This is a genomic window from Conexibacter stalactiti (assembly GCF_033542075.1).
Classification (GTDB): domain Bacteria; phylum Actinomycetota; class Thermoleophilia; order Solirubrobacterales; family Solirubrobacteraceae; genus Conexibacter; species Conexibacter stalactiti.
Genome location: NZ_JAWSTH010000055.1, coordinates 1 through 12,619, shown reverse-complemented (window position 1 = coordinate 12,619; position 12,619 = coordinate 1). Strand labels below are relative to the sequence as shown.

The 12,619-nt window shown below is 75.6% G+C and carries 13 protein-coding genes; 1 reads left to right on the top strand and 12 read right to left on the bottom strand.

The features are described 5' to 3' along the window. The first annotated feature begins 38 nt into the window (after positions 1 to 38). On the top strand, positions 39 to 716 hold the full coding sequence (locus R7226_RS18845) for a GAP family protein (RefSeq protein ID WP_318598793.1): 678 nt from the start codon (positions 39 to 41) through the stop codon (positions 714 to 716). Positions 717 to 730: 14 nt separating this feature from the next. Here the strand turns inward: R7226_RS18845 and R7226_RS18840 are convergent, their stop codons facing one another. The 12 genes from R7226_RS18840 to R7226_RS18785 all read right to left on the bottom strand — a co-directional run. Then, positions 731 to 1,429 (bottom strand): GNAT family N-acetyltransferase, encoded by a 699-nt coding sequence (locus R7226_RS18840; protein WP_318598792.1) that lies wholly within the window; start codon positions 1,427 to 1,429, stop codon positions 731 to 733. Then, on the bottom strand, positions 1,426 to 2,082 hold the full coding sequence (locus R7226_RS18835) for an alpha/beta hydrolase (RefSeq protein WP_318598791.1): 657 nt from the start codon (positions 2,080 to 2,082) through the stop codon (positions 1,426 to 1,428). The genes R7226_RS18840 and R7226_RS18835 overlap by 4 nt, the downstream gene beginning before the upstream one ends. Before the next feature lie 49 nt (positions 2,083 to 2,131). Next, the gene (locus R7226_RS18830; protein WP_318598789.1) at positions 2,132 to 3,025 is read right to left on the bottom strand and encodes a hypothetical protein; all 894 of its coding nucleotides are present in this window, start codon (positions 3,023 to 3,025) and stop codon (positions 2,132 to 2,134) included. 64 nt (positions 3,026 to 3,089) lie between these two features. Further along, positions 3,090 to 4,364 (bottom strand): iron-containing alcohol dehydrogenase, encoded by a 1,275-nt coding sequence (locus R7226_RS18825; RefSeq protein WP_318598788.1) that lies wholly within the window; start codon positions 4,362 to 4,364, stop codon positions 3,090 to 3,092. Further along, positions 4,357 to 5,217, bottom strand: a complete 861-nt coding sequence (locus R7226_RS18820; protein ID WP_318598787.1) for a fumarylacetoacetate hydrolase family protein — start codon at positions 5,215 to 5,217, stop codon at positions 4,357 to 4,359. The genes R7226_RS18825 and R7226_RS18820 overlap by 8 nt, the downstream gene beginning before the upstream one ends. A 109-nt stretch (positions 5,218 to 5,326) precedes the next feature. Continuing rightward, positions 5,327 to 5,971, bottom strand: coding sequence for a GntR family transcriptional regulator (locus tag R7226_RS18815; protein WP_318598786.1), 645 nt, complete (start codon positions 5,969 to 5,971; stop codon positions 5,327 to 5,329). A 67-nt stretch (positions 5,972 to 6,038) separates the two neighbouring features. Then, the gene (locus tag R7226_RS18810) at positions 6,039 to 6,800 is read right to left on the bottom strand and encodes an enoyl-CoA hydratase-related protein (protein WP_318598785.1); all 762 of its coding nucleotides are present in this window, start codon (positions 6,798 to 6,800) and stop codon (positions 6,039 to 6,041) included. After that, positions 6,797 to 8,005, bottom strand: a complete 1,209-nt coding sequence (locus tag R7226_RS18805) for a CaiB/BaiF CoA transferase family protein (protein ID WP_318598784.1) — start codon at positions 8,003 to 8,005, stop codon at positions 6,797 to 6,799. Before R7226_RS18805 ends, R7226_RS18810 begins: the two co-directional genes overlap by 4 nt. Further along, positions 8,002 to 9,540 (bottom strand): FAD-dependent tricarballylate dehydrogenase TcuA, encoded by a 1,539-nt coding sequence (gene tcuA, locus R7226_RS18800; protein WP_318598783.1) that lies wholly within the window; start codon positions 9,538 to 9,540, stop codon positions 8,002 to 8,004. Before tcuA ends, R7226_RS18805 begins: the two co-directional genes overlap by 4 nt. Beyond that, positions 9,537 to 10,475 carry an ornithine cyclodeaminase family protein gene (locus tag R7226_RS18795; protein WP_318598782.1) on the bottom strand — a complete coding sequence of 313 codons (939 nt, stop codon included), beginning with the start codon at positions 10,473 to 10,475 and terminating at the stop codon, positions 9,537 to 9,539. Before R7226_RS18795 ends, tcuA begins: the two co-directional genes overlap by 4 nt. Continuing rightward, positions 10,472 to 11,449, bottom strand: a complete 978-nt coding sequence (locus R7226_RS18790) for an asparaginase (RefSeq protein WP_318598781.1) — start codon at positions 11,447 to 11,449, stop codon at positions 10,472 to 10,474. The genes R7226_RS18795 and R7226_RS18790 overlap by 4 nt, the downstream gene beginning before the upstream one ends. Continuing rightward, positions 11,446 to 12,619: MmgE/PrpD family protein (locus tag R7226_RS18785; protein ID WP_318598780.1), on the bottom strand; the 1,174-nt coding region annotated here is incomplete at its 5' end. The genes R7226_RS18785 and R7226_RS18790, both read right to left, overlap by 4 nt.

Here is a 12,619-nt window from a genome sequence, read left to right as displayed (position 1 = left end):
TGCTCGATGTGCGACGCGCCAGTCCGCTTCCAGCGAGAATGGGCGCTGTGCTCAACGGGGCGATCGGCGACCTGCTTCCCTCGGCGCTCGCGGTCGCGCTGAGCCCGATCCCGGTCGTGGCGATCGTGGGCGTGCTCGGAGGGCGGCGCGCCAGCACGACGGGGCCGGCGTTCGCGGCGGGCTGGATCGCGGGCCTGCTCGCCGTCAGCGTCGCGGTCGTGCTGCTCGTCGACGGCGTCGGCGATCCCGGCGGCGACGACACCGGCCTCGACTGGTGGAAGATCGCGATCGGGCTCCTGTTCCTCGCGATGGCCGCCAAGCAGTGGACCAAACGCCCCAAGCGCGGCGAAGCGCCGGCGGAGCCGAGCTGGATGGCGACGCTCGACCGTGCGAGCCCCGGCCGTGCGGCCGTGCTCGGCGCCGCGCTCTCGGCGGCGAATCCGAAGAACCTCGCGCTGACGCTGACCGCGGCTGCGTCGATCGCCGAGGCCGACCTCGGCACCACCGACACCGCGCTGGCGGTCGCCGCGTTCGTCGCGATCGGCTCGCTCACCGTCGCCGGCTCCGTCCTCTTCCATCTCGTCGCCGGCGAGCGCGCCGCGCGCCCGCTCGCCGAGGTCAAGCAGTTCATGGCCGACAACAACGCCGTCATCATGACGGTCGTGCTGCTGCTGCTCGGCGCGAAGCTGCTCGGCGACGGTCTCGCCGGCCTCTGACCGCCGGCGACGGTTCAGCGCAGCGACAACGTCTCCGCGTACTGGACGAGGCCGAGCCGACGCGCGACCGCCTGTGAAGCCGCGTTGTCGTACGACGTGCTGTAGAGCGGCGTGCGCCCGGAACGCGCGATCGCGACGCGCCATGCGTCGACCACGGCCGCGGCGAGCCCCTGACCGCGGAAGGCGGGCAGCGTGTCGACGCCGGCCTCCGCGCCGGCGCCGGTGAGACGCGCGCTGTAGCAGCCGGAGACGACCGCGCCGTCGCGGACGACGGCGAAGAACGGCGCCACCTCGTCGAGCTCCGACTGGAACTCCGCGAACGGGCCGACGAGCGCGCTGCGATCCCCGGCGATCTCGATCACCTCAGGATGCTGATCGCCGGACGGCTCGGCGAAGCGGTACGCCAGCCCATGCCAGCGAGAGACGACCGGCGCCGCGGCTGCGACCGCGGCCTCGATCGGCGCGTACGACGCCGCCTCCCCGCGCCCCTCCGGATAGCGCGGCAGCTGCCCCGCCAACCGCACGACCTCCGCCGCCAGCGCCGGGTCGAGATCGTGTCGCGGATGCACCACCACGCCGTCCTCCGTCCGCCCGACGAACACCCGCGGCGCCGGCTGGGGATCCGGCTCGTTGGTCTGCACGAGACGCCGGCCGGCGTCGAGGCGATAGAGCAGCTCGACGTGGAGCGCGATCAGCTCTCCTGGCGCGTTCACTGAAGGCCGAGCTCCCGTCGGTACGCCTCCAGTCGCCCCGCCAGCTCGCGCGGCCGGCTGAGCGCCGGGCAGTGGCCGCTGTCGATCTCGTCGGGCTCGATGCCGAGGCGTTCGCGCACGACCTCGCGCATCCACTCGGCCGGGAACATCCGATCACGCGTGCACAGCAGGTAGCGGGTCGGCACCTGCGGCCACGCCGCGAGCGGCCACGGCTCCTCGCCGATCCCATCCGCTTGGCGGCGGCTTCGCTCGATCGCCGCCTTCGCGCGCTCGGCAGGGACGTCGTCGAAGAAGATCTCGATCTCCGTCGTCCCGTTCGGCCCGGGATAGCCGGTGTTGGCCGGCCAGTCCTTTCCCAGCTCGCCTGGCAGCGGCACCATGCCGGCGATCAGCACGATCAACTCGACCGGCACGCGGTCGCAGAGCAGCGGCGCCGTGAAGCCGCCGAGTGACTGCGCCACGACGGTGACAGGGCCGCGGCTTCCGATCGCGGCGGCCGCCGCCTCGGCGTAGTCGCCCAGCTCGGCGGACTCGTCCTCGCACGGCAGGTCGACCGCGACGACCTCGTGCCCGCGGCCGCGCAGCTCCGGCACGAGCAGGTGCCAGTGGAAGCTGCTGTCCCCCGCACCGTGAATCAACGCGTATGTCGCCATGCCGGGATCCTCTCCAGTTCACGGCGCCGCGTCACCCGCGCGGGCCTGTCTACAGCGCGAGGAGGGCCGCCGGGCAGAGCGGCCCGGCGACGGCGAGCGCGCTCGCGGCGCCCGCGCGGACCGGCCGCCCGAGGCCGACCGCGAAGGTGGAGCGCTTGCCGGCGCCGTAGTCGACGGTGACGAGCAGACGGTCGGCGCGCGGCGGCAGGACGCGCGGCAGCGTGGCGTTCCAGGCGGTGCGTCTGGAGCCGGTGACGGCGCGCGCGGCGCGCAGGCTGCCGAGCCGCTTTCCGTTCGCGCGGGCGAGCGCGAAGCGCACGCTGCGCGCCGGGGCGTCCAGTCGCAGCCGCACGCGCTCGCCGGCCGCGGCCGGCAGGCGGTCGAGGGTCGTGCCCGTGCGCGGGCCGCCCTCGGCGACGTGGGTTCCGCGGCGCGCTCGCAGCGTCGGCGCGGGCTTGGCCGTGTCGCCGCCGTCGCCGGTCGGCGGGACGGGCGGCGTCGGGGGCGTGGGCGGAGCCGGCGGCTGGGTCGGGGGCTGGACCGGCGGCGTGTCGGCCGCCGCGATCAGCGCCGCCGGATCGACCAGGCTGCACAGGCTCGTCCCCCACGCCTCGCCGGATCTGCCGACGAAGGCGCCGACGCGCTGGCCGACCGACCACGTGAATCCGCACATGCCGCCGTTGGTGCGCCCGACGATTGTCGTCTCAGGGCCGAAGGCGCCGTTGAACGCACGCTCGACGCGCACGGTGTACGCGACCGACGTGTCGAGCGACGGCACGTTGGGATCGGACGGCCCGTCTCTCGCGATCACCTGCCGCGCGACGACCTCCCCGATCACCGCGGGGTCGCCGCCGGCGAGCTCAGCTGCCAGGTCGCGGTTCGGCGCGCACGAGCACGCCTGCGCGGCCGCCGGGACGAGCGCTGCCAGACACGTCAGCGCCACAAGCGCTCCGACCAGTCGCTTCCCTGCTCCTCGGACCATCTGCCGAACGGTAGCTGCTGGCGCGTCAGAGCGCTTCGGCGAGCATCGCGGCGAGCTGCTCGCGCCCGAGCGGCATCGGCGCGCCGGCCATCAGCCGCTCCTGCCGCAGCGCGAGCTCGGCCATCGGCACGACGTCGCGCTCGTCGAAGCCCAGCTCGCGCAGGCCGCTCGGCGCGCCGACCGCGGCGATCAGCGCCGCGACGCGCGCCGGCAGCAGCTCCGACGACGGCTCCCGCGGGTGGTCCGGCGCCTCCGCCGCGGGCCCGTCCACGTCGAGCAGGCGCGCGGCGCGCTCGTGACGGGCGGGGTCGCTCGCGTGCGTGCGCCGCAGCAGCGGCGCCAGCATCAGCGCGGCGGCGAAGCCGTGCGCGACCGGCCGGCCGGCGGCGCCCGCGGTCGTGAGCCGGCGGCTCGCGACGCCGTAGGCGCAGGCGTGCCCGGCATGGGCGCCGGCTACGGCGGCGCCGAGGCCGGCCAACGTCGCCGCGAGCATCACGTCGGTGCGCGCGTCGAGCGAGCCGCCGTCGCGGACGGCGCGCGGAAGGCCGCGCGCCAGCAGCGGCAGCGCCTGCTCGCAGAGCGCGTCGGAGTAGGGGTTGGCACCGCTGTAGGCGGGCCGCGGCGCGCCGGGCGCGAGCGTGCGCCGCGCGTACGGCAGCGCGGTCAGCGATTCGAGCGCGTGGGCGAGCACGTCGAGGCCGGCGGCGGCGGTCGGCGCGGGCGGCAGCGTCACCGTCGTCGCGGGGTCGGCGATCGCCAGCGCCGGTCGCAGCAGCGGATGGCTGATCGCCGTCTTGACGTCGTCGGCGACGAGGTCGAGCACCGCGACGGCGCTGACCTCCGAGCCGGAGCCGGCCGTCGTCGGGACCGCGATCAGCGGCAGCGGCGGCCGGGGCGGCGCCGCGCCGCGACCGAACGGAGCGTTGACGTAGTCGAGCGTGGAGCCGCCGGCGCCGAGCAGCAGCCCGACGACCTTCGCCGTGTCGATCACCGAGCCGCCGCCGAGCGCGACGATCCCCTCGAAGTCACCGCCGCGCGCTGCCGCGACCAGCTCGCCGATCGCGGCGTCGGTCGGCTCGCCGTCGGCCGCCAGCAGCGTCGCGTGCACCACGCCGGCGGCGCCGAGCGCCTGCTCGGCGCGCTCCAGCAGACCGACGTCGGCGACCGCCCGGACGCCGATCAGCAGCACCCGCCGTAGCCCGCGCTCACGCGCGCCGCGGCCGAGCTCGGCGAGCGTGCCGGCGCCGAACAGCAGCCCGCCGCCGCCGATCAACAGCGCCGGTGGCAGCGGCTCAGGCATCCGCTCCCACGACCGCCACGCGCTGGCTGCCGAGGCCGTCGAGGCCCAGCTCGATCACGTCGCCGGCCGCGAGGAAGCGCGGCGGCTGCTGCAGGTTGCCGACGCCGCCCGGCGTCCCGGTGTTCACGAGGTCGCCGGGGTCGAGCACCATGAACTGGCTCAGGTACCAGACGAGGTGCGCCGCGCCCCAGACCATGTTCGCCGTCGTGCTGCGCTGCATCTCGTCGCCGTTGACCGTCAGCCACATCCCGAGCGCCTGCGGGTCCTCGACCTCGTCGGGGGTCACCAGCCACGGCCCGAGCGGGTTGAAGGTCTCGCACGACTTGCCCTTCGTCCACTCGCCGCCGCGATCGAGCTGGAAGGCGCGCTCCGAGAGGTCGTTGACGACGGCGAAGCCGGCGATCGCGTCGAGCGCGGCGTGCTCGTCGGCGAGGTAGCGCGCCTGTCTGCCGATCACGACGGCCAGCTCGACCTCCCAGTCGACGCGGGTGCCCTCGCGCGGGATCCGCACGTCGTCGTTGGGACCGATCAGCGTGTTCGGCGCCTTCAGGAAGACCATCGGCTCGTTCGGCACGGGGAACCCGGCCTCGGCGGCGTGATCGGCGTAGTTGAGGCCGATGCAGACGATCTTCTGCGGCACCGCGATCGGGGCGCCGATGCGCGCGCCGGCCGGCGCCGGGACGAGCCGCGGGTCGGACGCCGCGACGGCTTGGGCGAGCGTCTCCAGCCCGCCCTCGTCGAAGAAGCGGCCGTCGTAGTCGCCCACGATCGCGCCGGCGTCGAGCAGGGTTCCGTCGGCGGCCAGCAGGCCCGGCCGCTCCACCCCGAGATCTCCGAATCGCACGAGCTTCATCTCTACGTTCCTCCTGATTGCATGCAACGGTATACAGATGACGGCGCAGGCTCGCGCCCCGGCCGTCGCGCAGGCGACGGTCACGGGCCGAGTCCGCGCCCGGAAAGGGCTAGCTGAGCGCGGCTTCGCCGGCGTGCTGCTCGCGCCACATGCGCAGGCGCACGTCGCGCGCCTTCGTCATGTGCGCGCGACCGATCGAGCTGGCCGCCTCGGCGTCGCCGCGCTCGATCGCGGCGAGCAGCGCCGCGTGCTCCTCCAGCGCCTCCTCCCAGCGGCCGGGCGCGGTCAGCGTCGTCGACGGGTAGCGCCGCAGATGCGTGTTCAGGCGCGAGAGCAGGTCGACCCACGTGCCGTTGTGGCTCGCCTGCCACACCGCCTCGTGGAACTGCATGTTGGAGGCGACCATCTCGCTCGCGCTCGGGTTGTCGCGCGGCGACGCCTCGAGGATCCCGTGCAGCCGCGCGACGTCCATCTCGGTCCGCCGCCGCGCCGCCGACTCGCAGACGGCCGCTTCGAGCACGACGCGCGCCTCGTAGATCTCGAGGATCTGCTCGGCGCTGCCCTCGGCGACGCGCAATCCGCGGTCGCCGCGTTCGACGATCCCGTCCTGCTGCAGGCGGTGCAGCGCCTCGCGGATCGGTGTGCGGCTGACGCCGTAGGCGTCGGCCAGCTGGCTTTCGACGAGCGGCTGGCCGGCGGCCAGCTTGCCGTCGAGGATGGAGCGCTTGAGCTGTTCGTAGACGGAGAGCTTCACGATCGTTCCTGACGATATCGGCTGTATCTGCGCAGAATCGCGACGTCGATGCGCCGGTTGCCGGGCATCAGCGCGCCTTCCATTCCGGCGGACGCTTCTCACGAAAGGCGCGCACGCCCTCCTCCCCGTCCGCCGACGCCAGCGCGCCCAGGAGCGCGGGCGGCTCGTGCGCGGGAGATCCCTGATCCGGCCCGGCCAGCAGCGCCTTGATCGCGCGCTGCGACAGCGGCGCGGCGGCGAGCAGGCGGGCGACCAGCTCGTCGACGGCCGCGTCGAGCTGGTCACGCGTGACGACGCGGTTGACGAGCCCGTGCGCGAGTGCCTCGTCGGCTGCCATCCGGCGCCCGCTCAGCAGCAGCTCGCGGGCGACCTTCGGCGGCAGCGCGCCGGCCAGCAGCGCGACGCCGCCGTCGAGCGGGACGCGGCCGACGAGCGCCTCCGGCAACCCGAAGGTCGCCTCCTCGACCGCGACCGCGAGGTCACAGCCGAGCACCATCTCGAAGCCGCCCCCGAGCGCGTGCCCGTTGACGCGCGCGACCAGCGGATGCGGGAACCCGGCGCGCGTCGAGATCGCGCCGAAGCCGTGCGCGCTGCGCGCCCGCAGGTAGTCGACCCCGTCCGGGTCGCCGGCCTTCATGTCGGCGCCGACGCAGAAGGCGCGCTCGCCGGCGCCGGTCAGCACGACGACGCGGACACGCTCGTCGCGCTCCAGCTCGCCCCAGGTCCGCTCCAGCTCGCGTGCGTGCTCGCCGTCGAGCGCGTTGAGGACGGCCGGTCGATCGAGCGTCACGGTCGCGCGATGGCCGCTGACGGCGAGGCCCACGCTCACGGCCGCGCTCCGTTGGTCGCCGGCCCGCCGCCGCCCGCCGCCGCGGCGGCCGCCGCGCCGAAGCCCAGCTCCTCCAGCAGCTCGTCGGTGTGCTCGCCGAGCTGCGGCGGCGCCAGCCGCAGCTGCGCCGGCGTGCCGGACAGGTGCAGCGGCGAGGCGACGGTGCGGAAGCTGCTGCCGTCGCCGCGCGTCACCTCCAGCACCATCCCGTTGACGGCCGTCTGCTCGTCGTCGAGCGCGTCGGCCAGCGAGCGGACCGGGGCGCACAGCAGGTCGTCGGCCTCCAGCCGCTCCAGCCAGTGCGCGGTCGTGTCCGTCTCGATCCGCGCGGCGAGCAGCGCGCGGAAGGCGACGACGTGCTCGACGAGCGCGTCGAAGGTCGCGAAGCGGGGGTCGAGCGAGAGGTCGTCGAGTCCGAGCGCGAGCGAGATGTCGCGGACCGGGTTGTCGCGGAAGGCGCCGACGATCACGAGCGCGCCGTCGGTCGTCTCGAACGTGCCGGTGTGCGGCATCGAGGCCCAGTTGAGCGGCGCGCCGCGCATCAGCTGGTGGGTCGCCTCCTGCATCTGCATCGAGAGCAGCGCGTCGTGCAGCGAGACCTCGACCTTCTGCCCCAGCCCGGTGCGCTCGCGCGCCATCAGCGCCAGCAGCACGCCTTGGAAGAGGTGCATGCCGGCGCTGTAGTCGGCGAGCGTCGTCGCGAACAGGGTCGGCGGCAGCGTCGGGTCGGCGCGCCGCTCGATCACGCCCATCATCGCCTGCGCGAGCATGTCCTGCCCGCCCTTGCCGGCGTACGGCCCGGCGCTGCCGTAGCCGGTCCCGAGCGCGTAGACCGCGCGCGGGTTGAGCGCCTGGACCGCTTCCCAGCCGAGACCGAGCCGCTCCATCACGCCGGGCCGGAAGTTGCTGACGACGACGTCGGCACGGCGCACCAGCTCGCGCGCGACCTCGCGGTCGCGCTCCTGGCGCAGGTCGAGCGCGATGCTGCGCTTGTTGCGGTTGAGGCTGCTGTAGACGGGGTTCTGCGGGCCGTCGGGGTCGCTCGGCAGCGTCGAGCGCGAGAGGTCGCCGGCGCCGGCGCGCTCGACCTTTACGACGTCGGCACCGTGGTCGCCCATCAGCTGCGTCGCCGACGGGCCGAGCATCACCTGCGTGAAGTCGGCGACGAGGATCCCCGCGAGCGGCTGGTTGCTTGCGTCGCTCATGACGCGACTCCTTCCTGCTGGGCGCCGGCGGCGCGCGGCGCTGGGTCTGGTCCGATGACGGCGGTCGCGGCCGAATGTCCGGCGCGCCGCCCGAAGACGGTCCCGGCGGTCAGGCCGCTGCCGCCGGGGTAGTTGCCGGCGAACAGCCCGCCGGCGATCTCGCCCGCGGCGAAGAGGCCGGCGATCGGCGCCGCGCGCTCGTCCAGCACGCGGCCGTCGGCGTCGATCCGCAGGCCGCCGAAGGTGAAGGTGATCCCGCACGTCACCGTCACCGCCACGTACGGCGCGCGGTCGAGCGGCTGCGCCCAGTTCGACTTCGGCGGCTCGATCCCGTCGGTGCCCTTGCCGTCCTTCGCGGTCGGGTCGAACGGGCCCGCTCTGACGGCGGCGTTGAAGGCGCGCACCGTCCGCTCCAGCCCGTCCGGGTCGATCCCGGCCGCGCGCGCGAGCGAGCGCAGGTCGCCGGCCTCGTGGCGCACGATCCCGGGGACCGTGTACTCGTCGTCGCGCAGCAGCGGCTTCGTCTTGCCGTCGAACAGCTGGACGGCGGTCGCCTGCGGCTGCTCGATGATCGCCGCGCCAAGACGCGCGTAGGTGTAGTTGCGGAAGTCCGAGCCCTCGTCGACGAACCGCTCGCCGGCGAGGTTGACGACGATCCCGAGCGGATACGACTGCTTCGTGAAGCGGTTGGTCAGCTCGCGGTCGCCGCCGTGCGGCGGCGCGTCGACGTCCCACGCGACCGAGTGGCAGCTGCCCCAGTCGCCGGCGCGGGCCGCGCCGGCGTCGAGCGCCGCCAGCAGCGCCTCGCCGGTGTTGTGGCCGGTGCCGCGCACCTTCGCCGCGCGCCAGCGGTCGCCGAGGTGCCGCGCCCGCAGCGCCGGGTCGGCCTGGAAGCCGCCGCAGGCGAGCACGACCGCGGGCGCCGCCCAGCGGCGGCCGTCCGCCGTCTCGACACCCGCGATCGCGCCGTCCCCGTCGCGCTCGAGGCCGACGACGCCGGCCTCGTAGACGACCTCGACGCCGAGCGCGCGCGCCGTCTCCAGCTGCTGCGCGACGAGCCCCTTGCCGCCGCCGACGACGCCGAGCGCGAGATTGCCCCAGAAGCGGTGGCCGCCGCCGTCGAGCGCGTACGCCTGCCGGTGGTACATCAGCTCGAAGCCGACGCCGTGGCCGTGCAGCCAGTCGATCGAGCCGCGCGCGTCGCCGACGAGCACGTCGGCCATCAGCGGGTCGCAGCGGCCGTCGGTCAGCCGTTCGAGGTCGGCGCGGAAGTCGGCCTCGGCGTAGGACGACAGCTCGGTCGCGGCCAGGCGCGCGTCGGCCGGGTCGCTCAGCAGCGCGCCGAGGTCGTCGATCCCGCCGTGCGGCGTGCGGTAGGCGCCCGCGGTGTACCAGGTGTTGCCACCGGCCTCCGCGCGCGGCGCCTTCTCCAGCACGACGACGCTGGCACCGGCCTCCGCGGCCGCCAGCGCCGCGCTCATCGCGGCGTTGCCGCTGCCCGCGACGATCACGTCGGCGTTGCTCTCCCGGCTCATCCGTTCTGCTCCCCTCGCTCGATCGCCTCGACCACGCGCAGCGCGCAGACGAGGTCCTGCAGCGCGAGCCCGTGGGACTCGAACAGCACGACGTCCTGTGGCTCGCGTTCCGGCGCGCCCGGCAGCAGCAGCCGCGGCAGCGCCTCCGCGGCGCCCGGGTCGAAGCCGTTGGCGAGCAGGTCACCGCATTCGCCCGCGGCGACGTCGCGGTCGTCGACGACGATCCGCGCGCAGCGCTCGACGGCGGAGCGATCCAGCTCGCGCTTGTCCGCGACGTTGCTGCCGGCGGCGATCACGAGCGTGCCGTCCCGCAGCCAGTCGCCGTGCAGCACCGGCTCGCTCGCGCCCGTGATCGTCACGACGACGTCGGCCGCGCGCACGACCTCCTCGGCGCTCCCGGTCGACACCGTCTGCGGCAGCGCGGCATCCAGCTCCGCCGCAAGCCGATCGCGCCGTGCCGGGCCGCGACTGGCGATCCGCACCTCGGTCAGCGGCAGCGCGGCGGTGAGCGCCTCGATCTGGTGGCGAGCGTGGCTGCCCGCGCCGATCACGCCGAGCACGCGCGGACGCGGCGGTGCCAGCAGCTGCGCCGCGACGGCGCTCGCGGCGGCAGTGCGGCGCTGGCCGAGCAGCTCGGCCGAGATGACGGCGCGCACGGCGCCGCTCGGCAACTCGTGCAGCACGACGGTGAAGGCGCTGCCCTGCGTCACGTCGGTGCGGACGATCGGGTACAGCTTCACCCCCAGCGCGCCGAGCGCCGGCGCCGCCGCCCACATCGTGTTCGTGACGGTCGTTCCGAGCTGCTGGCGCTGGCGCACCGGGTTGACGGCCGCTCCGGTCCCCAGCAGCGCGAACGCCTCGCGCACGCTCGCCAGCGCCAGCGCGGGCGTCAGGTGGCGGGCGACGTCGGCCTCGCTGACGGTGAGGACGCTCATGCCGGGAACACCTCCTGCGCGCCGCGTCCGAGTGCCAGCGCGACCTGCAGCCGCAGGCGCGCCTTCAGCGCCGGGATGCGACCGGCGAAGTGGGCGCCCAGCTCGCGCAGGTGCAGCTCACCGCCGGGGCCGCCGTAGGTCCGTTCCAGCGTCGGACCGGCAGCGCAGCGGCTCGCGATCACGACCGGCACGCCGCGCGCGATCGCGCGCTCGATCGCCTCGGCGACCGGCGGCGGCACGTGGCCGCCGCCGCTGCCGGCGACGACGATCCCGTCGGCCCGCTCGGCCGCCGCGTCGAGCAGCAGGCCGTCCATGCCGGCGGCGACCCAGATCAGCTCGACGCGGGTCGCGCCGAGGTCGCCCGCGGGCAGGCCGAGGTGGTCGTCGGGGCCGTGCGTCGCGCTCAGCTGGAGGCGGTCCTCGGCGAAGACGCCGACCGGCCCGGTCTCCGGCGATGCGAAGGCGGCGACACGCGACGTGTGGGCCTTGGTGACCCAGCGCGCGAGGTGCAGCTCGTCCTGGATCGCGAGCACCGGGCCGAGCGCCGCGACGCGCTCGTCGCGCGCGGCGACGAGCGCGGCGCGGACGTTGGCGCCGCCGTCGTGGCCGACGTCGCCGGGCAGCCGCATCGCCGCGCTCAGCACGATCGGGACGGGCACGTCGAGCATCAGCGCGAGCGCGTACGCCGTCTCCTCGACGGTGTCGGTGCCGTGCGTGACGACGACGCCGTCGCAGCCGGCGGCGACCTCGGCCGCGATCGTGCTGGCGATCGCCTGCATGTCGGCGGGCGCCATCGCGCGGCCGGGGATGCGGCGCACGTCGACGGCGCTCAGCTCGATCCCGGGCAGCGGCTCGCCGGCGGCCTGCACGATGTCGGCCGCGCCGAGCCCGCCGCCGGCGCGTCTGCGCGCGTCGGCGACGGCGGAGATCGTGCCGCCGCTGCCGATCGTGACGATCCGCTTCACGGCGCTCACGCGATCCCCCGCAGCAGGTCGGCGACGCTCGTGCGCGTCGCGATCCCGTCGAGCGCGGCGGCGCCGACGCCGGCGCCGAGCAGCGCGGCGCGGCGCGCGCGGCGCTCGGCCGCGGTCAGCGGCCGCTCGGGATGGCCGAGCGGCAGCTCGCACGAGGCGTGGCGCTGCTCGCCGCCGCTGGCGACCGTGACGCGGGCGGCGGCGCGCGCGGGCCAGGTGGCCTCGATGTCGGCGGCGACGCGCACCTCGACCCGTTCGGCCAACGCGGCGACGCGCGCGTCGTAGACGAACGACGACGGCGAGCCGAGCTCGCCGTCGAGCGCCGCGGCGACGACGTACGGCAGCGAGAAGCGCGCCGACAGGTCGTTGGCGGCCGGCAGGCGGTCGAACTTGCGGTTGCGCTCGAAGGTCTCGACGACGACGGCGTCGAGCGCGCGCTCGTCTCCGGCGGCGCGGCGGCGGTCGCGCAGCTGCAGCGCCGCCTCGATCGCCGTGTGCAGCGGTCCGGCGGCACCGTGGACGCGCGTCCAGCTGCGTGTGACGGCGAGCGCGCCGGGGTCGAGCGGGGCGGTCAGCTCCTCCGTCGCGGCCGGCTCCGTGAGCAGCTCCAGCAGCTGCTGGGGCGCCGCCGCCGAGCCGTCGATCCCGGCCTCCGCGAGGTCGCAGGCGAGCACGCCGACCAGCGCCGCGGCGCCGGTCCAGGCGTTGCGCGCGGTGGCGCCCTCGAAGCACGGTTCCCACGTCGCCACCAGCGGGAGCGTCGCGGCGGCGCGGGCGGCGGCGCGCGGGTCGCTCTCGCGCAGCAGCGCGACCGCGACGGCGGCGCCGATCGCGCCGAGCGCGCCGTGCGGATGGGCCGGATAGGTGAAGCGGTGGGCGCGGTACAGGCGCGCGGCGACCTCGTAGCCGAGCACGACCGCGGCGGCGAGCCGCGCGCCGTCGCAGTCGCGCTCCTGCGCGACCGCGAGCGCCGCCGGCACGACGTGGGCGGCGGGGTGGCCGCCGGTCGGCAGGCTCTCGTCCAGTTCGAGCGCGACGGCCGCCGTCCCGTTGAGGAAGGCGGCGAGCGGCGTCGCGGCATGCCAGCCGCCGGCGGCGACGACGTTCGGCGCGGCGCCGCGGGTGCCGGCGCGAGCGCTGCCGGCGGCGGCGCGGCTCACGCCGTCCACC